Annotated in this window: 18 protein-coding genes; 11 read left to right on the forward strand and 7 right to left on the reverse strand. The window is 57.9% G+C overall.

From position 1 onward, the window contains the following. Positions 1 to 694: 694 nt before the first annotated feature. Positions 695 to 2,533, forward strand: a complete 1,839-nt coding sequence (locus BLT77_RS00005) for an AMP-dependent synthetase/ligase (protein ID WP_281241939.1) — start codon at positions 695 to 697, stop codon at positions 2,531 to 2,533. A gap of 67 nt (positions 2,534 to 2,600) precedes the next feature. Further along, positions 2,601 to 3,002 (forward strand): acyl-CoA thioesterase, encoded by a 402-nt coding sequence (locus BLT77_RS00010; RefSeq protein ID WP_028111157.1) that lies wholly within the window; start codon positions 2,601 to 2,603, stop codon positions 3,000 to 3,002. Positions 3,003 to 3,044: 42 nt separating this feature from the next. On the opposite strand, the gene mtnC is transcribed toward BLT77_RS00010, so the two are convergent. Both mtnC and hutI read right to left on the reverse strand, forming a co-directional pair. Then, positions 3,045 to 3,731, reverse strand: a complete 687-nt coding sequence (gene mtnC / locus BLT77_RS00015) for an acireductone synthase (RefSeq protein WP_090359748.1) — start codon at positions 3,729 to 3,731, stop codon at positions 3,045 to 3,047. Positions 3,732 to 3,801: 70 nt separating this feature from the next. Next, positions 3,802 to 5,031: an imidazolonepropionase gene (hutI, locus tag BLT77_RS00020; RefSeq protein WP_090359752.1), complete on the reverse strand. Its 1,230-nt coding sequence runs from the start codon at positions 5,029 to 5,031 to the stop codon at positions 3,802 to 3,804. Positions 5,032 to 5,140: 109 nt separating this feature from the next. On the opposite strand from hutI, the gene hutC reads away from it, so the two are divergent. The 4 genes from hutC to BLT77_RS00040 all read left to right on the forward strand — a co-directional run bounded on the left by hutC (position 5,141) and on the right by BLT77_RS00040 (position 10,527). Then, entirely contained in the window at positions 5,141 to 5,845 is a 705-nt protein-coding gene (hutC, locus tag BLT77_RS00025) for a histidine utilization transcriptional repressor HutC (RefSeq protein ID WP_090359757.1), read from the forward strand. A 57-nt stretch (positions 5,846 to 5,902) separates the two neighbouring features. Then, positions 5,903 to 7,594, forward strand: a complete 1,692-nt coding sequence (gene hutU, locus BLT77_RS00030) for a urocanate hydratase (protein ID WP_090359760.1) — start codon at positions 5,903 to 5,905, stop codon at positions 7,592 to 7,594. Beyond that, complete coding sequence (gene hutH / locus BLT77_RS00035) at positions 7,594 to 9,126, forward strand: histidine ammonia-lyase (RefSeq protein WP_090359765.1); 1,533 nt, start codon at positions 7,594 to 7,596, stop codon at positions 9,124 to 9,126. The genes hutU and hutH overlap by 1 nt, the downstream gene beginning before the upstream one ends. A 123-nt stretch (positions 9,127 to 9,249) precedes the next feature. Next, positions 9,250 to 10,527, forward strand: coding sequence for a mechanosensitive ion channel family protein (locus BLT77_RS00040; protein WP_090359769.1), 1,278 nt, complete (start codon positions 9,250 to 9,252; stop codon positions 10,525 to 10,527). On the opposite strand, the gene BLT77_RS00045 is transcribed toward BLT77_RS00040, so the two are convergent. After that, the gene (locus tag BLT77_RS00045; protein ID WP_090359774.1) at positions 10,515 to 11,066 is read right to left on the reverse strand and encodes a lysophospholipid acyltransferase family protein; all 552 of its coding nucleotides are present in this window, start codon (positions 11,064 to 11,066) and stop codon (positions 10,515 to 10,517) included. The two genes, BLT77_RS00040 and BLT77_RS00045, sit on opposite strands and share 13 nt — an antisense overlap. A 129-nt stretch (positions 11,067 to 11,195) precedes the next feature. Here BLT77_RS00045 and BLT77_RS00050 point away from each other — a divergent pair, with 129 nt between their 5' ends. After that, positions 11,196 to 11,609 carry a YybH family protein gene (locus BLT77_RS00050; RefSeq protein WP_090359778.1) on the forward strand — a complete coding sequence of 138 codons (414 nt, stop codon included), beginning with the start codon at positions 11,196 to 11,198 and terminating at the stop codon, positions 11,607 to 11,609. On the opposite strand, the gene BLT77_RS00055 is transcribed toward BLT77_RS00050, so the two are convergent. From BLT77_RS00055 to rsmD, 4 genes are all read right to left on the reverse strand, one after another. Beyond that, entirely contained in the window at positions 11,606 to 12,427 is an 822-nt protein-coding gene (locus BLT77_RS00055; protein ID WP_090359782.1) for a ZIP family metal transporter, read from the reverse strand. The two genes, BLT77_RS00050 and BLT77_RS00055, sit on opposite strands and share 4 nt — an antisense overlap. Before the next feature lie 138 nt (positions 12,428 to 12,565). After that, on the reverse strand, positions 12,566 to 13,714 hold the full coding sequence (locus BLT77_RS00060) for a cyclic di-GMP phosphodiesterase (RefSeq protein WP_090359786.1): 1,149 nt from the start codon (positions 13,712 to 13,714) through the stop codon (positions 12,566 to 12,568). A 524-nt stretch (positions 13,715 to 14,238) separates the two neighbouring features. Further along, positions 14,239 to 14,490, reverse strand: a complete 252-nt coding sequence (locus tag BLT77_RS00065; RefSeq protein WP_090359790.1) for a DUF1145 domain-containing protein — start codon at positions 14,488 to 14,490, stop codon at positions 14,239 to 14,241. Continuing rightward, the gene (gene rsmD, locus BLT77_RS00070) at positions 14,490 to 15,098 is read right to left on the reverse strand and encodes a 16S rRNA (guanine(966)-N(2))-methyltransferase RsmD (RefSeq protein ID WP_090359795.1); all 609 of its coding nucleotides are present in this window, start codon (positions 15,096 to 15,098) and stop codon (positions 14,490 to 14,492) included. The genes BLT77_RS00065 and rsmD overlap by 1 nt, the downstream gene beginning before the upstream one ends. A gap of 122 nt (positions 15,099 to 15,220) precedes the next feature. Here rsmD and ftsY point away from each other — a divergent pair, with 122 nt between their 5' ends. The 4 genes from ftsY to rpoH all read left to right on the forward strand — a co-directional run bounded on the left by ftsY (position 15,221) and on the right by rpoH (position 19,109). Next, a complete protein-coding gene (ftsY, locus tag BLT77_RS00075; RefSeq protein WP_090359799.1) occupies positions 15,221 to 16,531 on the forward strand; it encodes a signal recognition particle-docking protein FtsY in 1,311 nt (436 codons plus the stop codon). Between the two features lie 3 nt (positions 16,532 to 16,534). After that, a complete protein-coding gene (gene ftsE, locus BLT77_RS00080; RefSeq protein ID WP_090359802.1) occupies positions 16,535 to 17,212 on the forward strand; it encodes a cell division ATP-binding protein FtsE in 678 nt (225 codons plus the stop codon). Next, positions 17,209 to 18,162 (forward strand): permease-like cell division protein FtsX, encoded by a 954-nt coding sequence (ftsX, locus tag BLT77_RS00085; protein ID WP_245709820.1) that lies wholly within the window; start codon positions 17,209 to 17,211, stop codon positions 18,160 to 18,162. The genes ftsE and ftsX overlap by 4 nt, the downstream gene beginning before the upstream one ends. An 83-nt stretch (positions 18,163 to 18,245) precedes the next feature. Then, complete coding sequence (gene rpoH, locus BLT77_RS00090) at positions 18,246 to 19,109, forward strand: RNA polymerase sigma factor RpoH (protein ID WP_090359806.1); 864 nt, start codon at positions 18,246 to 18,248, stop codon at positions 19,107 to 19,109. Positions 19,110 to 19,120 lie beyond the last annotated feature (11 nt).

Raw genomic sequence — 19,120 nt, forward strand, 5'->3', positions numbered from 1 at the left:
GATGGAAAGCCCGTCGCCCTTGCGAATGCGAGGGCCCAGTGTCTTCGGTTGTGCTGCTTTAAAGCCGCTGGGTACCCGCGTGCGCGGGCACGACGGAGGAAAGCCCGCCGCCCTTGCGAATGCGAGGGCCCAGTGTCTTCGGTTGTGCTGCTTTAAAGCCGCTGGCTACCCGCGTCCGCGGGCACGACGGATGGAAAGCCCGTCGCCCTTGCGAATGCGAGGGCCCAGTGTCTTTGGTTTTTGTTGGGTGCTGGAAAGCCGCTGGCTACGCGCGTGCGCGGGCACGACGGAGGGATGAGCTGGGTTTCGGCGGTCGCGATCAGCGCCGTCTGCCGCTTCCCATTCGTTGATTAGTTACTGCTACGCCATCCCGTTCGCACCGTCGTCCTTGCCAGCGCGAGGGCCGAAAATGGAGGCTTTCACTGCTTCTGAGCCGGCCAGTTTACTGGACTATTCTTGCTAGAGGCGCGAAAGGTATAACCATTTAGCCTTACTTGTGTTCGCTGAAAAGTTAAAATGTAATCATTTGGAATGCTGAATCCCTTCTTAACTGCTCGGATCAGTTGGTGCTTATTGTGCGGTAACGCACAAATTAAGTGGAATTGACCTTAACTGGGAGGCGTTAGTTGGGTAAGATTCGTGCCAATCAGTGTACATATGTACGCTAACTTTCCTGTTGTGGTGGGAGTAAGTAGTGACCCAACTATTAGAAGATCTGCATCTGGTTGATCTGGTTCGTGCACGTATCGATGAGATGCCGGAAAAGGCAGCGTTGTCCTATCGCGAGAAAGGACAGTGGCACGACATCAGCTGGAAACAGTTGGGCACGACCATCACTCAGTTGGCTCGGGTGCTTCTTCACCTTGGCCTGGAGCCTCAGGATAAGGTAGCGCTGTTTGGCCAAAACTCTGAAAAGTGGACCATGGCGGATCTGGCATGCATGCAGGCCAGGGCTGTGGTTGTGCCAATCTATCCCACCAATACCGCTGAACAGGCGGGTTACATCCTCAACGACGCCGCCGCTAAAGTAGTGTTTGTTGGCGATCAGGAGCAGTACGACAAGGCGTTGGAGGCACTGCCTCATTGCCCTAGCGTAGCTCACCTGGTGTTGATGAACAGCACCATTGCCAAGCGTGATGCGGCGGTGATTCAGCACAGCTATGAAGAGCTGCTGAGATACAACGTTGAATACTGCCGGCAAGCGCTAGAGCAGCGTATTGAAGAGTCCAACCTCGACGACCTGCTGACGCTGATCTACACCTCCGGTACCACAGGAGAACCCAAAGGGGTGATGCTGGATTACCGTAACTTTGCCAGTACTACCCGTCAGCACTCAAGGGTACTGGACTACGGAAAAGGTGATCGCAGCCTGGCATTCCTGCCGCTGTCCCACGTATTTGAACGCGGATGGACCCTGTACTCCCTGGGACTGGGTGCCCATGTGGGTCTGCTGGACAACCCTGCCGACGTGCAGCAGGCGATGGTGGAGTTTAAACCCAACGTCATGTGCGCGGTGCCGCGATTCTACGAGAAGGTCTACAGTGCCGTCGCCGATAAGGTATCCAAAGCGCCGGCACACCGTCGTGCCCTGTTTTACTGGGCGCTGCGTCAGGGCCAAAAACGCTTCCAGGCCGACAACGGTGGTCAGCCGCTGGGTAAAGTCTCTCAGGCGTTCTACCGGCTGGCCGACAAGCTGGTGCTGACGAAATTGAGAGCAGTACTTGGCGGTGAGATGCGGTTTATGCCCTGTGGGGGGGCCAAGCTCGATGATGTGGTTCATGAATTCTTCCAATCCATCGGCATTACCCTGTTGTGCGGCTATGGCCTGACAGAAACCACGGCCACGGTAACCTGCGGGTTGCCGGGGAGCATCAAGTTGCAAGGTAATGGGCGTCCGTTGCCCGAAGCACAGGTGAAGATCGGTGCCGAGAACGAGATCCTGGTTAAGGGCGATACCGTGATGCGGGGCTACTACAACCGGCCGGAAGACACCGAGGCGGTATTTGAGGATGGCTGGTTTAAGACCGGTGATGCCGGTTATCTGGATGAGCAGGGTATGCTGCACATTACCGACCGCATCAAAGAGCTGATGAAGACCTCTAATGGCAAGTACATCGCCCCTCAGCGGGTTGAGGGCATGGTAGGCCGCGATCCGCTGATCGAACAGGTTGCCATCATCGCCGAAGCGCGTAACTACGTGTCGGCCCTGATTGTACCGGCGTTCGAGTCGTTGGAGGCCTGGGCCAAAGAGAAGGGCATCAAGTACAAAGATCAGCTGGAGCTGATTCAACACTCTGCGGTTGTCGAGCACTTTGAGCAGCGTTTGAAAGAGGTGCAGGGGGAGCTGGCTAAATTTGAACAGGTGAAAAAATTCACCCTGCTGCCGCGGGAGTTCTGCATGAAGCGGGGTGAGCTGACGCCGACGCTGAAACTGCGCCGTAAGGTGATCAACGAGCGCTTCGAAGCTGAAATTGATGCCATGTACGCCAAAGCCAAGAAGCTGGTGGGGCGGAAGAAAGCCTCGGCAAAGTAAGCTAAGGGTTGACGAGAAGGGTGCCGGAAGGGCACCCTTTTTTTGTTCATACTAAAAAGGATTTGTGATGTACAGAACGTTGATTACACCTCGGTTCTCAGAAACCGATGCTTTGGGACACATCAATAACACCGTAGTACCGGTGTGGTTTGAAGAGGCCCGCACGCCGATCTTCCGCTGTTTTATTCCCACTCTGGATCATCGCCAGTGGAATTTGATTCTGGCGGGCTTCAATGTGGACTATCTGCTGCCCACTTACTATGGTGAAGACGTTGAGATTCGCTCCGGCATTCACCATATCGGCAACAGCTCTCTGAAGATCTGGCACCAGGCGCTGCAGGGGGGCAAGGTGGTGGCTCAGGCCGAAGTGGCGATGGTGCATTACGATTACGAGGCGGAAAGCTCTACGGCCATCGGTGAAGAGGTGCGGTTGCTGTTGGCGGAGCTGCAGGATCCGCGCCCCTGGTAGGCAAGAACAGCAATAAAAAAAAGCGGCCATAGGCCGCTTTTTTTAGAACTGGCTGAGTTCCAGCTGACTGAAGTCGTCGATGACGTGGTGCTTGCCCCGACGGGTGTCCTTGGAGCGCACCACCTGGCAGGTCTTGAGGCCGGCGGCTTTGGCTGCGTTTAATTCGTCCAGGTTGTCAGAGACAAACAGGATGAGGTTAGGCCACATGCTGATGGTGTTGATGATGTTGCGGTATGCCTGTGGATCCACCTTCTGACCGACGTGGGTGTCGAAGTGACCGTGGAACAGATCGCGCAAATCGCCAAACTGGCTGTGCTGGAACAGCAACTCCTGAGCTTCGGTTGAGCTGGAGGAGTAGCTGTAGATTCGTCTGCCATCCTGTTTCAGAGACTTCAGGCCTTCGGCGGCATCCGGAAAGATGTGGCCTTCCAGTTCACCATTTTGGTAGCCCTGACGCCAGATCATCCCTTGCAGGGTTTTCAATGGGGTGGCTTTCTTGTCCTGTTCGATCCACTCCAGCAGAATGGCAACAACACGGTTAAGGTCTGCCTCTGGCTCTGCAGCCATCTCCTTAACGTCATCGATACAGTGGGATACGACCACGTGATCCTGGTGGGTCTCAATAAACTTAGCCATCTCTTTGGCTGAGTAAGAGAACAACACGGTCTGAATGAAGTCGTAATCCGTGGTGGTACCTGCGGTATCTACGATAACGGCTTGAATTCCCATAATCCCTACAATTATTAATCTCGCTTCTGGGCAAATAGTAGCGCCGAGCCGGGTTCATTGCCAGCATTTACTACGGCATTCGCACCGGTTGGCCCTGTTTATAAACCGCTGAACAGGGGTTGGATCCGTATTGCCATGCCAGCTCGGCAGGGTGGCCGATTCGCCATTGGCTGATGTCGGCGTCGAAGCCGACTTTCAACTGCCCGCAGCGGGCCTGAACCCCCAGTGCCCGTGCGGCGTGGCGGGTAACGCCGGCCAGGGCTTCTGCCGGTGTCAGGCTGAACAGGGTGCAGCCCATATTGAGCATCAGCAGGGTTGAGCATAGGGGCGAACTGCCGGGGTTAAAGTCCGACGCCAATGCCATAGGAACCTGGTGCTGCCTGAGCAGATCCACCGGCGGCTTGCGGGTCTCTTTCAGAAAGTAGAAGGCACCGGGAAGCAGCACTGCGACGGTGCCGGATTGGGCAATGGCTTTGACACCCTCTTCATCCAGGCACTCGATGTGATCCACCGACAGCGCCTGATGCCGTGCCGCCAACTGGCTGCCGCCCATGTTGGACAGTTGCTCGGCGTGCAGTTTGACCGGCAGACCATGGGCCTTGGCGGCCTTGAACACCGCTTCGGTCTGGTCGAGGTCAAAGGCGATGTTCTCACAGAACACATCCACGGCGTCCATCAGTCCATCGGCAGCCAGTGCCGGCATCATGTCGTTGCAGACGTGTTCGACGTAGTCGTTATCGCGTCCCTGATACTCGCTGGGAATGGCGTGCGCCCCCAGAAAGGTGGTGTGAATATCGATGGGATGCAACTGCCCCAGATGGCGTGCCAGCTCCAGCATCTTGCGCTCCGTGTCCAGGTCGAGGCCGTAGCCGGACTTGATCTCGACCCGGGTTACCCCCTCTTTCAGCAGGCTGTTGAGTCGAAGCCGGGCGTCGTGGAACAGGGACTCGGTGTCGGCGGCGCGGGTCGCATTGACCGTCGATTGAATGCCGCCGCCCTGGCGGGCGATCTCTTCATAGGTGGCGCCATTCAACCGGGCTTCAAATTCGTTGGCGCGGCTGCCAGCGAAAATCAGGTGGGTGTGGCAGTCGATCAACCCCGGGGTCAGCCACTGGCCATTGCCCTTGAGCACCGGTACCGAAAAGGGGTCGAACTCAGGCAGGTCAGAACGACGCCCCAGCCAGGCGATTTTGCCGTCTTTCACCGCCAGGGCGGCGTCTTCGATCTCACCGTAACTGCCCGGTTGTTCAGGATCCATGGTGGCCAGATTGACTTCAATCCACAGTTGGTCCCAGTCCATTGTTCGCTCCTTCGGCGCTGATTGTCTGACCTCATTCTGGCAATCTTTGCTTGTATATACAAGTTGCCTGTGTCATTTTGTGGCCAGTTATCTTCAGGAGAGTGGACCCTTGGCCGCACCAAAGTTTGTCGAAATTAAGCAGCATTTGATCGCCAATATCGAGCGGGGAGTGTGGCGTGAGCATGCCAAGGTGCCGTCGGAAAATGCGCTGGCTGGCGAGTTTGGCTGCAGCAGAATGACCGCCAGGCGGGCATTGACCGAGCTGGTGGAGCAGGGGGTGCTGGTGCGCAGTCAGGGGCAGGGCACCTTTGTGGCTTCGCTGAAATCCCAGGGGTCGATGCTCAACATTCGCAACATTGCCGATGAGGTGCGGGGTCGGGGCCATGATTATCAGGTGCAGGTGCTGGAGCAGCTCAGGCTACCGGCCGACGCCTCGGTAGCGATCGCCCTCGGAGTGGCGGTAGGAGCCGAAGTGGGGCAGACCCGGCTGCTGCACAGTGAGGATGGTCGGCCAGTACAGCTGGAACTGCGTTTCGTCAATCTGGCGCTGGTGCCCGACTACCTGGAGCAGGACTTTTATCGCCAGACGCCCCATGAGTATTTGAGTCAGGTGGCGCCGTTGACGGAAGCCCACCATGAAGTGGAAGCGGTGGTGGTGGATGCCAAGACCGCCTCGTTGCTGGAGATCGACCAGGGCGAGCCCTGTTTACGGATTCATCGTCGTACCTGGAGTCGATCCGGTACGGTGAGTTTTGCACGATTGACCCACCCAGGCAGTCGATATCGTCTGGGCGGTCATCTGGTTATGGACTGATGCTGGTGCTCCTGCGGGAGCGATAACCCAGCCAACGACAACAGTGAGGAAATCACGATGAGCATTAAGAAGGACACTGCAACGCGCATCGATGAGAGTCGCGTCATTCGCGCTCCACGGGGCACCGAGTTAACGGCCAAAAGCTGGCAGACGGAAGCGCCGCTGCGGATGCTGATGAATAACCTGGACCCGGAAGTGGCTGAACACCCGCAAGGGCTGGTGGTGTATGGCGGCATCGGCCGCGCAGCCCGGAACTGGGAGTGTTTCGATCAGATTGTGTCGACCCTCAAGCGTCTGGAAACCGACGAGACCCTTCTGGTGCAGTCCGGCAAGCCGGTGGGCGTGTTTAAGACCCACGATAACGCGCCGCGGGTGCTGATCGCCAACTCTAACCTGGTACCTCACTGGGCCAACTGGGAACACTTTAACGAACTGGATAAGAAAGGCCTGGCGATGTATGGCCAGATGACCGCCGGTTCCTGGATTTACATTGGTACCCAGGGCATTGTCCAGGGTACCTACGAGACCTTCGTCTCCGTTGCCAAGAAGCACTTCGGTGGTGACGCGAGCGGCCGCTGGATCCTGACCGGTGGCCTGGGTGGCATGGGCGGTGCCCAGCCACTGGCGGCCACCATGGCCGGTTTCTCGATGATTGCGGTGGAGTGCGACGAGACTCGCATCGACTTCCGTCTGCGCACCGGTTATGTGGATAAGAAGGCCACATCGCTGGGTGAGGCGATGGCGATGCTTGAGCAAGCCAAGGCCGAAGGCAAGCCGGTGTCTGTGGGGCTGCTGGGCAACGCTGCCGATCTGTTCTCCGAGCTGGTGGACAAGGGCATTACTCCGGACGTGGTGACCGACCAGACTTCGGCCCACGACCCGCTCAATGGCTACCTGCCCCAGGGCTGGACGATGGCGCATGCCGCCGAGATGCGTCTTAAGGACGAGGCGGCGGTGGTGAAAGCCGCTAAGGCGTCCATGGCGGTTCAGGTTCGGGCGATGCTGACCCTGCAGAGTCGCGGTGCCGCGACTTTGGATTATGGCAACAACATTCGCCAGATGGCACTGGAAGAGGGCGTCAGCAATGCCTTTGACTTCCCCGGCTTTGTTCCGGCTTACATTCGGCCGCTGTTCTGTGAAGGCATCGGGCCGTTCCGCTGGGTGGCACTGTCCGGCGATCCCGAAGACATCTACAAGACCGATCAGAAAGTCAAAGAGCTGATTCCGGATGACAAGCATCTGCACAACTGGCTGGACATGGCCCGTGAGCGGATTCAGTTCCAGGGGCTGCCGGCGCGCATCTGCTGGGTGGGCCTGAAAGATCGGGCTCGCCTGGGTAAGGCGTTTAACGAGATGGTGAAAAACGGCGAACTGAAGGCGCCGGTTGTCATCGGTCGTGACCACCTGGATTCCGGCTCGGTGGCCTCGCCCAACCGCGAAACCGAAGGGATGATGGACGGCTCCGATGCGGTCTCCGACTGGCCACTGCTCAACGCCATGCTGAATACCGCCGGCGGCGCCACCTGGGTCAGCCTGCACCACGGTGGTGGCGTGGGCATGGGCTTCTCCCAGCACTCCGGCATTGTGATTCTGTGTGACGGCAGCGACGACGCCGACGCCCGCATCGGTCGGGTGCTGTGGAACGATCCGGCCACCGGGGTGATGCGTCATGCCGACGCCGGTTACGACATCGCCCGTGACTGTGCCAAACAGCAGGGCCTGGACCTGCCGATGCTGGAGGAGAAGTGATGTTTGAGCTGACTCTCAAGCCCGGTGAACTGACCCTGACCCAGCTGCGTCATGTGGATCTGCACGGGGTTCGGTTGACCCTGGATGCGGGCGCCTACGGCGCCATTGATCGCAGCGCCGCCATGGTGCAGCAGGTGATTGATGAAGATCGGGTGGTGTACGGCATCAACACCGGCTTTGGCCTGCTGGCCAACACCCGCATCGAAAAAGACGACCTGGCGTTGTTGCAACGCTCCATCGTGCTGTCCCACGCCGCCGGTACCGGCGAACCCATGAGCGACAGTGCCGTGCGCCTGATGATGGTGCTGAAAATCAACTCTCTGGCCCGGGGCTTTTCCGGCATTCGCCGCGAGGTGATTGACGCCCTGATCGCCCTGGTGAATGCCGAGGTGTACCCCATTGTGCCGGAGAAGGGCTCGGTCGGTGCTTCCGGGGACCTGGCGCCGCTGTCGCACATGGTGCTGCCGCTGTTGGGTGAAGGCGAGGTGCGTTATCACGGGGAAGTGATCGATGCCAAAACTGGCCTGATTAAGGCGGGATTGTCGCCGATGTCGCTGGCGCCGAAAGAGGGGCTGGCATTACTGAACGGCACCCAGGCCTCCACCGCATTGGCCCTGCAGGGGCTGTTCCGCGCCGAAGATCTGTGGGCCGGAGCCAGTGTGGTGGGTGCCATGAGCGTCGAAGCCGCCCTGGGCAGTCGTCGCCCCTTCGATGCCCGCATTCACGAAGTGCGTGGCCAGAAAGGTCAGATCGATTCGGCGGCGGTATTCCGCTTCCTGCTGGAGGACAACTCCGAGCTGGGAGACAGCCATGCCGGTTGTGAGAAGGTGCAGGATCCCTACTCCCTGCGCTGCCAGCCTCAGGTGATGGGCGCCTGCCTGACCCAGATTCGCCAGGCGGCCGAGGTGTTGCTGGTGGAGTCCAACGGCGTTACCGATAACCCACTGGTGTTTGCCGCCGAAGGCGACATCATCTCCGGCGGGAACTTCCATGCCGAGCCGGTGGCCATGGCGGCCGATAACCTGGCCATCGCCATCAGTGAGATTGGTGCATTGGCGGAGCGCCGCATCGCCTTGCTGATCGATCGCAACCTGTCCGGGCTGCCGCCGTTTTTGGTGGACAACGGTGGGGTCAACTCCGGCTTTATGATTGCCCAGGTAACGGCGGCGGCCCTGGCCAGCGAGAACAAATCCCTGGCGCATCCGGCCTCGGTGGACAGCTTGCCCACCTCTGCCAATCAGGAGGATCATGTCTCCATGGCCACCTTTGCGGCACGGCGATTGCGGGAGATGGCCGACAACAGCCGAGGCGTCCTGGCGGTGGAGCTGCTGGCTGCCGCCCAGGGACTGGATTTTCGTAAGCCCCTTCGGGCCAGTAAGCCGGTGGAGAGTGCCAAGGAGCAACTGCGCCAGCGGGTGAGCTTCTACGATAAAGACCGCTATTTTGCTCCGGATATCACCGAAGCAACGGCACTATTGCATCGTGCAAGCTACAATAGCTTATTGCCGGGCGGCATCCTGCCAAGCTTGTAATAGTTAATTAGCTCAATGCGATACATCAAGCCCTGCGTATGCAGGGCTTTTTTATGTGCGGGCTTGCCAGTATCCTGAGTCCCTATAACGGGCGGCGCCTACCTTTCGCAGACTGGAATTATTGTGGAACAAGAGATTAAGAACGAGATGCGCCACTGGCTGGCCGAGTGGATGACCAAGATGGACATTCCCACCAAAGGGGACGACCTGCTGGCGGTGGGCATTATTGCCGTGGTGGCGCTGATCACCGCCTTTGTGGTGTACAGCTTGTTTATCCGGGTTTTAGTGCGTGGTACCCGCCGGATTATCGAGCGTAGCAACACCACCTGGGCGTTGCCGATAAAGCAGCACCGGGTGCTGGAGAAGCTGGCTCAGATTGCCCCTCTGGTGGTGCTGGATCTGTTTACCCCCATGATGCTGAATCTCTGGCCCTTCTGGGAGGACATGGTGTCCAGGTTGCTGGAGTTGACGATGTTGGTGATGTCGATTCGGGTGTTGTATGCCTGTATGGACACCGTCAGGATGGTGGCGTCTATGCGGCCCGAGGGGCGACGGTTGCCGGTGCAGAGCATTGTCCAGCTGATCAAGCTGTTCCTGTTCATCGTTGCCTTGATCCTGTTTATCGGCATCATGCTGGACAAGTCGCCGTTGTATCTGCTGTCCGGTTTGGGTGTCGCCACCGGTCTGGTGATGTTGGTGTTCCGTGACACCATTTTGGGGTTTGTGGCTGGCATTCAGCTGGCGGCGAACCGCATGGTCAGCCCCGGAGACTGGATTGAGATGTCCAAGTACGGCGCCGATGGCGAAGTGATGGAGGTTACCCTGACCACGGTTAAGGTGCAGAACTGGGATAAAACCATCACCATGATTCCCGCGTATGCGCTGACCACCGATGCCTTTCGTAACTGGCGTGGTATGCAGGAGTCAGGGGGGCGGCGCATCAAACGAGCAGTGAACCTGGACGTGAATTCAGTGCGTTTCGTGGATGAGGCTCTGTTGGCCGAGTTGCAGCGTATAGAACTGCTGCAGCCCTATCTGGAGCAGAAGTTGGCGGAATTGAAGCAGGTGAACCTGGCCCACCAGGACATGGCGATGCCGGTTAACGGCCGCCGTATGACTAACCTGGGGTGTTTGCGCGCTTATCTGGACGCCTACCTGAATGCCAACCCTCACCTCACTGCTGAGATGACCATGATGGTTCGTCAACTGGCACCCTCAGAGTTAGGGCTGCCGCTGGAGCTGTATTGCTTCAGCAACGACACCCGATGGGAGGTCTATGAAGGCATTCAGGCGGACATCTTTGACCACCTGTTTGCCATCCTGCCCGAGTTTGATCTGCGGCCGATGCAGCGCCCCAGTGGCTTGGACCTTGCGGCACTGGTGCCGGCTCAACCCGAATAACGCGGTACCGGCTGCGGGTATTTGCCCGGGATGGCGCGGAAAAAGTCGAGTATGGTGTTCATGTCGGAGGCCATGTCGTTGCCGGGAACCAGAGGCGCACGAATGATCACCGTCTTGGACTTAAAGTCCAGACCGGCGCAGTAGATGGGAACCCGGGCCTGTTTGGCGATGTGGTAGAAGCCGGTCTTCCAACGGTTGACCGGTTTACGGGTGCCTTCCGGCGCCAGGGCAAGAATGAAGTTCTCCTGGCTGGCGAACAGTTCGATGGCGGTATTCACCAGGTTGTTCTGTTTGCCCCGGTTGACCGGAAAGCCCCCTAATGCCCGGAAAAACCACCCCAGCGGCCAGCGGAACAGCTGGTGTTTGCCGATGAAATTGGCGTTCATTCCCAAGGCCCACTGGGCCAGAATGCCGATGGGGAAATCCCAGTTGCTGGTGTGGGGGCCAACAATGATGATGTAACGGCCGGTGGCGGGAATCTGGCCTTGAATGGACCAGCCCAGGCGCTTGAGCAGCCAGGCCGAGATGCGGTGTGTCATAGTGGTTGGTCTGTGTGTAACGAGCAATGGATTAAGTATACCAACCCCGGCGTTTCAGAGTGACAATCGCTGCTGTTAAAGCCAGCAGTTAAACGGAATCAATAATTCCAATGACTAAGGAAGGTGATTATGACGAGGCTTTTGCTCCTGACCTGGCTGCTGTTCAGCCCGCTGTCTCTGGCCTCAGAGGCGGACATTCGGGCAGTCTTGGCGCAGCAGCAGGCGGCCTGGAATCGGGCCGACATCGAAGGCTACATGCAGGGGTACTGGAACAATGAGCAGTTGCGCTTTGTCTCCAGCGGCAAGATCAAGTATGGCTGGCACAATACCCTGAAAGGCTATCAGAAGCGTTATCCCGACGCGGAAACCATGGGGCAGCTGCATTTTGAACTGGAAACGGTACAGATGTTGTCCGACGATGCGGCCCTGGTGGTGGGCCGCTGGCAGTTACTGCGCAAAAAAGATCGACCAGCAGGTGAGTTTACCCTGATCTTCCAAAAGATAGGGGGTCAGTGGCGCATCGTCCACGACCATACCAGTTAGTGGTCGTGGCTCATCTCTGCCGGCGCTGACTCCTGATCGTGGTCGAGGTGTAACTCCGCTGCGTCGTGCAGGTGATCGCCGGCTTCACTGTGGCCATGATCCGGGTGGGCCGCCATCAGCAGCACCAGAAACAACAACCCCAGGCCGCCGCCGATCCAGTGGCTGGAGTGCAGCTTGGGCAGGCCGCTGTGCTGATGGTCATGGTGGTGCCCATGGCCGTGATGTTCATGGGGACGGTGCCACAATACGTGCAAAATGGAGCCGGTTACGAATGCCTGCAGGTAAACCACATGGCTGGCGGTCATGGTCAGCAGTAACTCTGGTCCCAGAACATAGCCGACGATGGTGGTCACCATCATCAGCCCCAATACCGATGCGGCGATAAGACGGCCGTAGGCCGGACGCAGCAGCCACCAGACCGCCAGGCCTGCGGGCATGCGGTGCAGTATGATACCGAACGCCAGCAACAATGGCCCTTGCGCGTTGGCTGCCATAAACAGCGCGCTGCCATCGGTGATCGAATGCAGCAGCAGGCCGCCGATTCCCAGGGTGACCGTCAGGTTGTGGGCAAAGGTCGAGTGGCGCTTAAACAACTTCTCCGACAACGTTGGGCCAAATAGCCCCAAGGTGATGAAAGCCAATGCTGCGCCGCCGCCCAGGCGCACGACCTGAGGTAAAATATCAAACAACACCAACCCGCCCAGGGAAACCATCACGAAGGCGCCAATGGCGGTGATGATGCCCCGTTGTTTACGCAGGCCGTGATGGAGGATGGGGCCGACTGCCAAGATCAGCAGGCTGGCGATTAAATAGTTCATAATGATAATTGTTCTCAATTGGGGGGCGTACGTTACCTCGTCGTCCCCACGCTGTCCAGCGAGGATTGCGGAAAATTATACCCGCATTCGCATTCAGATGCAGATGGAGTGGCTTGGATCCCCTTGGGGCAGTGAACCCTACAGGTAGTTGGTCAGTTCCAGTTTATGGTCCCGGGGATCAATCGCTTTCAGAATGTGGTCGTTATGGCGTTCCAGCTCAATCTCATTGGGCATGATGTGCGTGTGAGTCTTGAGGTTGTAGACCACCTTTACCATCGGCTTGGTGGGCTTACGGTTTTCCGTTTCCATCACAATGCCTACCCGGCCACTGGCGAGTTCAACCATGCAGCCATTGGGGTAGACGCCCAAACACTGAATGAATTTTACTACCAGGTTTTTGTCCAGTCCGTTGGGGGTCATCCCCAACAGCCGTTTGAGCGCCAGGGTGGGCGCCATGCCTTTGTGGTAGACCCGGTCGGCGGTCATGGCGTCATAAATATCACAAATGGCCACCATGCGACCGGCCATGGTGATCTGCTCCCCTTTGAGCCCCTGCGGGTAGCCGGTGCCATCGAGCTTTTCGTGATGCATGGCGGCAACGTCCAGGCTGACCTTGCTGATGCCGGGGGTGGACGAGATGATTTGGCGGCTGTGCCCGGCGTGGGTCTTCATCACTTCAAACTCTTCCGGGGTCAGCTTGCCGGGTTTGTTGAGGATCGCTTCCGGAATCCGAATTTTGCCGATATCGTGCAGCAGGGAACCGACACACAACTGGTGCAGGGTGGTGCCGCTGATACCCAGCGCCCGGGCAAACAGGGTCATCAGAATGGTGACCCCAAGAGAGTGCTCCAGCAGGTAGTCGTCCTTATCCTTAATCAGCCGCAAGCAGGCCAGTGCGCTTTGGTTGCGAAATACACTACCGATAAATTCGTCGGCCATGACGTTGACCGGTTGCAGATCCAGTTGCTGCCCCAACTTTACGTCAGACATCAATCGTGATTGCAGCTGTTTGGCTTGTGATAGCAGCTTCTTGGCTCTGGGCAGCTCACTTTTGAGGCTTTCTTTGGCCGGAGTTTTGGGAGTGACGGGTTGGGGTTTGGCGGCTGAAGGGGCACGCTTGGACTTGCTCGGGTCGATGACGATCCGCTCGACGCCCAAGTTGCGCAACATACCCAGGATGGACGGGTCATTGATGTAACCCTTTTGAACCATTGACAACTTTGGGTGGTCGGGAATGCTATCGACGTACATCCCTAACGCAAGCTGGTCAATCGAAATGATCTTCATCGTTGTGATAGTTGTCTTCTTTAGTTGTTCGGGAGTGTGATCTGCGCCACCTTCTTTCGGCTAACCTTAACTACTTGGCTATGAATATCAACACTCACATGATTGTTTAATATGTGTTTGTAATATCACTAAGTTACCAGAACAGAAACTAGGCTCATTATTATCCATTGGCGTAACGAAAAAAATGGGCAGAAGCTCATATTTTGCCGACAATTCCGAACAATCATCGATTTTAACTTTTTAGCAAGGTGCTGTGTTATGGCGCATTTTTAATGAATGTTAGCGTCGGGGTTGTTGGGGTTACCCAACTGGCAACAGTGAGGTTGGCACCGGACTTTCGGCAATCGGGGACGGGAGCCTGAGTATATCTGTCCCGCTGCAGTGGCAAGCAGGTGACGTCTAACTATAATCCCTGTCCGCCGGCCACCACCGGCGGTGAGCCATTCACCCATCTCTGAGCGCTACTGCAAACGGGTGACGGCCTCTTTAGCGGGTTCGGCCACATCGTTGGGTCGAAACCGCGGTTACGGCCTATCTTTGCTTGGCTGAGGGCGGAAAAACTCGAACACCCCAAACAGCAATACCCGGCCGACGGCGATCAGGCCCTGGCGCTTGTAGAACAGGCTGGCCATGGCCAGCGTCAGGTGGGCGGTCACGGTGACCAGCAGCAGCAGGGTGATGAATTCGCTGAGTGGCAACGGCCAGATCAGGTTGAGGATCATTACGCCCCAGGCAATGGCGGTGGCGCGGCGACCCCAAAAACACAGCAGTTCCATCAGGCCTCCTGTCGTTGATACAGACGATAACAGACCTGACCGGCCTGCTTTTCCTTCAGTGGCTTCCAGTTGGCAGGTATCGCCAGTGAGGCCAGAGCGGTTTCGGTTTCCAGATAGATCAGCGCGTGGTCATTCAGCCAACCGTGCTGTTCAAGCTGGTCGATCACCGGTTGAGCCAGGCCCTTATGGAAGGGGGGATCGATAAACACCAGGTCATAGGCCTCGGTGGCAGTGGTCGACAGCCGCTTTATGCTGTCACCGCAGATCACCGTGGCGTTGTCAGCACCCAGGGTGGTGAGGTTGCGTTGTAGCTGGTTGGCGGCGCCTTTGTCCAGTTCACACAGGGTCACGGATGCGGCATGGCGGGACAGGGCTTCCAGCCCCAGCGCACCACTGCCGGCAAAGCAGTCCAGTACCCGAGCATTGAGGGTATCGCCCTGCAGCCAGTTAAACAGAGTTTCACGCACTCGATCGGTGGTGGGACGCAGACCCTGCAGATCCGCAACCGGCAGTTTTCGGCCTCGATATTTGCCACTGATGATGCGGACCTGACCGCCGTTGCCAGCCGCCGATGTGCGGGATTTGGGGTTTCGTGAGCCTCTGGCCATGGATTCCTCGGTTTTTGCTGCGTTTCTGGTTAAACTATGGCGCTTGAAAAACTCGCTATTGTAACAGGGGCCAGGCCCCAAGTATCTAGGGCGAGCCCCAATGATCAGTAAAGGTTTTGAAGATGGCGAAAGGCATTTTTTCCTGGTTTAGCCGCAATAAAGATGAGCAGACCGAAGAGGTCGAGCAGGAGCTGCCTGAACAGGCGGAATCCCAGTCTCCCTCTGAACCTGAGTCCAGTGCTCAGGACCCGCAACCCACACCGACCGATAAGGCGGAGTCCGAGCCTGCCCCGATCGAAGAGGCGGTCGAAGACCCTAAGCCGGAGGTTGTTGAACCGCAGCCGACTCGGGTGGATGTGGCCCCCGACAGTAATCTTGACGCAGAACCGGTTGCGGTCGAGTCCTCTGCAGAGCCAGAGCCAGAGCCAGAGCCAGAGCCAGAGCCAGAGCCAGAGCCAGAGCCAGAGCCAGAGCCAGAGCCAGAGCCAGAGCCAGAGCCAGAGCCAGAGGGCGGCTTCTTTGCCCGATTGAAAGCGGGCCTGAAAAAGACCCGCGAGAACATCGGCGGCGGCTTTATGGCGCTGTTCCGGGGCAAGAAAATCGACGATGAGTTATTTGAAGAGTTGGAAACCCAGCTGCTGCTGGCGGACGTGGGCATCGAAACCACCACCCGTATCATCGATAACCTGACCGAACGTGCCGGCTTTGGTGAGCTGAAAGACAGCGATGCCCTGTTTACCCATCTGAGGGGCGAGCTGAAAACCTCACTGGACAAGGTGAATGAGCCGCTGTGCATCGACAATCCCGATGGCCCCATGGTGATCCTGATGGTGGGTGTGAACGGTGTCGGTAAGACCACCACCATCGGTAAGCTGGCCAAGCAGTTCCAGGCTCAGGGGAAATCGGTGATGCTGGCCGCCGGCGATACCTTCCGTGCCGCCGCAGTGGAGCAACTGCAGGTGTGGGGCGAGCGCAACGCCATTCCGGTGGTGGCTCAGCATACCGGTGCCGACAGTGCCTCGGTGATCTTCGATGCCCTGCAGGCCGCGACGGCTCGTAAGGTGGATGTGCTGATTGCCGATACCGCCGGCCGGTTGCAGAATAAAGCGCACCTGATGGAGGAGCTGAAGAAGATCGTCCGGGTGATGAAGAAGCTGGATCTCAAGGCGCCGCACGAAGTGATGCTGACCCTGGACGCCAGCACCGGACAGAACGCCATCAGCCAGGCGCAGCTGTTTAACGAAGTGGTGCCGTTAACCGGATTGACCCTGACCAAACTGGATGGCACAGCAAAGGGTGGCGTTATCTTCGCATTAGCTGATAAATTCAGCATTCCAGTACGTTACATTGGCGTGGGTGAGGGCATCGATGATTTGCGTCCGTTCGACAGCGACGCCTTTATCGAAGCCCTGTTTACCGAGGAAACAGGATAATCCATGATTCGCTTCGAGCAGGTCAGCAAGGTCTACAGCGGTGGTTTCCAGGCTCTGAACCGGGTCAACTTCAGCGTAGAACCCGGTGAGATGGCATTTTTGACCGGCCACAGTGGCGCCGGCAAAAGTACTCTGCTGAAGCTGATCACTGCCATTGAGAAGCCTACTACCGGCAAGGTGTGGGTTCATGGCCATGACATCGGAAAGCTGGCCCGCTCGAAAGTACCATTTCTGCGTCGTCAGATCGGCATCATCTTTCAGGATCACAACCTGTTGATGGACAAGTCGGTGAAGGACAACGTGGCCCTGCCGTTGTTGATTGAAGGCTTTAGTGCCGGTGAGATCGACAAGCGGGTCGGGGCGGCCCTGGACTTGGTGGGTCTGGGTGACAAGCTCAACTACTACCCCATGCATCTGTCTGGCGGGGAGCAGCAGCGGGTCGGTATCGCCCGTGCCATCGTCACCAAGCCGAAACTGCTGCTGGCGGATGAGCCGACCGGTAACCTGGATCCCAAGTTATCGATGGAGATCATGCGTCTGTTCGAGACCTTTAATCGAGCCGGCACCTCGGTGCTGATCGCCACCCACGATCTCGGCCTGATTGCCAGAATGCGCTACCGCACCCTGACCCTGCGCGACGGCGCCATGATCAGCGAAGCCTATCAGGGAGCCGAGTTATGAGTCTGTCCGGCCGTAAGATGACCCTGGGTCGTCGCATCAGCGTCTATTGCCAGGGGCACCTGCGCCATGCTCTGGGCAGTCTCGGTGAACTGTGGCGACTGCCGCTGACGTCGCTGCTGACCATGGCGGTGCTGGGGATCAGTCTCAGCCTGCCGACGGTGCTGGCGGTGCTGGTTAAAAACAGTGCCCAGTTGCAGCAGCAGTGGACCGATCCTACCGAAATCAGCCTGTTTCTTCGCGACGACCTCAGTGATGCCCGGTTGCAGGGTCTGCAGTCCCGGCTCAAGGGGATGGCGGAGATCGATCGTTTCGAGTACCTGTCGGCAGAGCAGTCGCTGCAGGACTTTAAAGCGATGTCTCAGTATGGCGATGCCCTGCAGTACCTGGACAACAATCCGCTGCCGGCGGTGATTCGGGTGATCCCCAGCCTGCGGCATCGCGAGCTGGAGCCGCTGCAGCAGCTGAAGCTGAAGCTGGAGGCGTTGTCGGACGTGGACATCGCCCGCCTGGATCTCGACTGGCTGATGCAGTTAAAGACGCTGATGAACAGCCTGGCCAAGATGGCTTGGGGACTGGCAGCGTTGCTGGTGGGAACCGTGGTACTGGTGACCGCCAATACCATTCGCATGGCCATTACTCAGCGCCAGGATGAGATTCGGGTGATGAAGCTGGTGGGGGCCACCAACGGCTTTGTCCGCCGCCCCTTCCTCTACGCCGGCGTCTGGTACGGCGTCATCGCTGCCGTGATCGCCTGGACCCTGGTCAGCGCCACCCTGGTGTGGTTTGACCGGGCACTGGGTGAGTTCATCAGCAGCTATCAGTCCGGTTTTCAGTTAGCGGGCCTCAGCGGGGCCGAACTCGGCACCATGATGTTGGCGTCGGTGTTGCTGTGCTGGCTCGGCGCCTGGCTGTCGGTGCAACGCCATCTCACTGCCATTGAACCTCAATAGCCATTACGGGTCATAAAGACAGCGTGTGAAGCGGATCCCGTTTCGTGCTAGACTCCCAAGCCAAGCGTTTTTCAGAGGTATCAATGAGCGACAAAACTAATGCCATGGGCTTGATGGTCGTCCCCCAGGGCGGCGGCAGTCTGGAGTCTTACATCCAGGCGGTTAACAGCATCCCCATGCTTGCTGCAGAAGAGGAATACCAACTGGCCGTACGTCTGCGCCAGAGCGGTGATATTGATTCGGCGAAAGCCATGATCATGTCTCATCTGCGTTTTGTTGTTCATGTGGCCAAAAGTTATTCCGGTTACGGCCTGCCTCAGGCCGATCTGATCCAGGAAGGTAACATCGGCCTGATGAAGGCGGTGAAGCGTTTCGACCCCGAAGTCGGAGTACGGCTGGTGTCCTTTGCGGTACATTGGATTAAAGCCGAGATCCACGAATACGTGCTGAAAAACTGGCGCATTGTTAAAGTGGCCACCACTAAGGCACAGCGCAAGCTGTTCTTTAACCTGCGTAAAGCCAAGCAACGCCTGGGCTGGTTTACCGCCGATGAGGTGTCCACCGTCGCCGAGACCCTGGGGGTCAGCGAATCCGAAGTGCTGGAGATGGAGTCTCGTCTGGCGGCTCAGGATGCGGCCTTCGACATCCCCAACGAGCCGGACGATCCGGACACCAGCTACGCCCCGGCCTACTATCTGGAAGATCAGGGCTCCAACCACGCCGACGACATTGAACAGGAAGATCATGAGGCTCAGGCCCGTGAGCGCCTGTATGCCGCCATGCGTACTCTGGACGAGCGCAGCCAGGAGATTCTGCGAAACCGCTGGCTGGAAGAGGACAAGGTGACCCTGCAGGAGCTGGCAGACCGCTATCAGGTGTCGGCCGAGCGCATTCGCCAGCTGGAAAAGAACGCCATTAAGAAGCTGCAGAACCTGATGGATGACTGACCGGGTGTTCG

Origin of the sequence: Ferrimonas sediminum (genome assembly GCF_900100175.1) — a bacterium.
Lineage (GTDB): Bacteria > Pseudomonadota > Gammaproteobacteria > Enterobacterales > Shewanellaceae > Ferrimonas > Ferrimonas sediminum.

What these genes read in the sequence shown, in the direction of transcription:
- BLT77_RS00010 (WP_028111157.1), top strand. Translation starts at nt 2,601, where the DNA reads ATGTACAGAACGTTGATTACACCTCGGTTCTCAGAAACCGATGCTTTG.
- mtnC (WP_090359748.1), bottom strand. Translation starts at nt 3,731, where the DNA reads ATGGGAATTCAAGCCGTTATCGTAGATACCGCAGGTACCACCACGGAT.
- hutI (WP_090359752.1), bottom strand. Translation starts at nt 5,031, where the DNA reads ATGGACTGGGACCAACTGTGGATTGAAGTCAATCTGGCCACCATGGAT.
- hutU (WP_090359760.1), top strand. Translation starts at nt 5,903, where the DNA reads ATGAGCATTAAGAAGGACACTGCAACGCGCATCGATGAGAGTCGCGTC.
- hutH (WP_090359765.1), top strand. Translation starts at nt 7,594, where the DNA reads ATGTTTGAGCTGACTCTCAAGCCCGGTGAACTGACCCTGACCCAGCTG.
- BLT77_RS00045 (WP_090359774.1), bottom strand. Translation starts at nt 11,066, where the DNA reads ATGACACACCGCATCTCGGCCTGGCTGCTCAAGCGCCTGGGCTGGTCC.
- BLT77_RS00050 (WP_090359778.1), top strand. Translation starts at nt 11,196, where the DNA reads ATGACGAGGCTTTTGCTCCTGACCTGGCTGCTGTTCAGCCCGCTGTCT.
- BLT77_RS00055 (WP_090359782.1), bottom strand. Translation starts at nt 12,427, where the DNA reads ATGAACTATTTAATCGCCAGCCTGCTGATCTTGGCAGTCGGCCCCATC.
- BLT77_RS00060 (WP_090359786.1), bottom strand. Translation starts at nt 13,714, where the DNA reads ATGAAGATCATTTCGATTGACCAGCTTGCGTTAGGGATGTACGTCGAT.
- BLT77_RS00065 (WP_090359790.1), bottom strand. Translation starts at nt 14,490, where the DNA reads ATGGAACTGCTGTGTTTTTGGGGTCGCCGCGCCACCGCCATTGCCTGG.
- rsmD (WP_090359795.1), bottom strand. Translation starts at nt 15,098, where the DNA reads ATGGCCAGAGGCTCACGAAACCCCAAATCCCGCACATCGGCGGCTGGC.
- ftsY (WP_090359799.1), top strand. Translation starts at nt 15,221, where the DNA reads ATGGCGAAAGGCATTTTTTCCTGGTTTAGCCGCAATAAAGATGAGCAG.
- ftsE (WP_090359802.1), top strand. Translation starts at nt 16,535, where the DNA reads ATGATTCGCTTCGAGCAGGTCAGCAAGGTCTACAGCGGTGGTTTCCAG.
- ftsX (WP_245709820.1), top strand. Translation starts at nt 17,209, where the DNA reads ATGAGTCTGTCCGGCCGTAAGATGACCCTGGGTCGTCGCATCAGCGTC.
- rpoH (WP_090359806.1), top strand. Translation starts at nt 18,246, where the DNA reads ATGAGCGACAAAACTAATGCCATGGGCTTGATGGTCGTCCCCCAGGGC.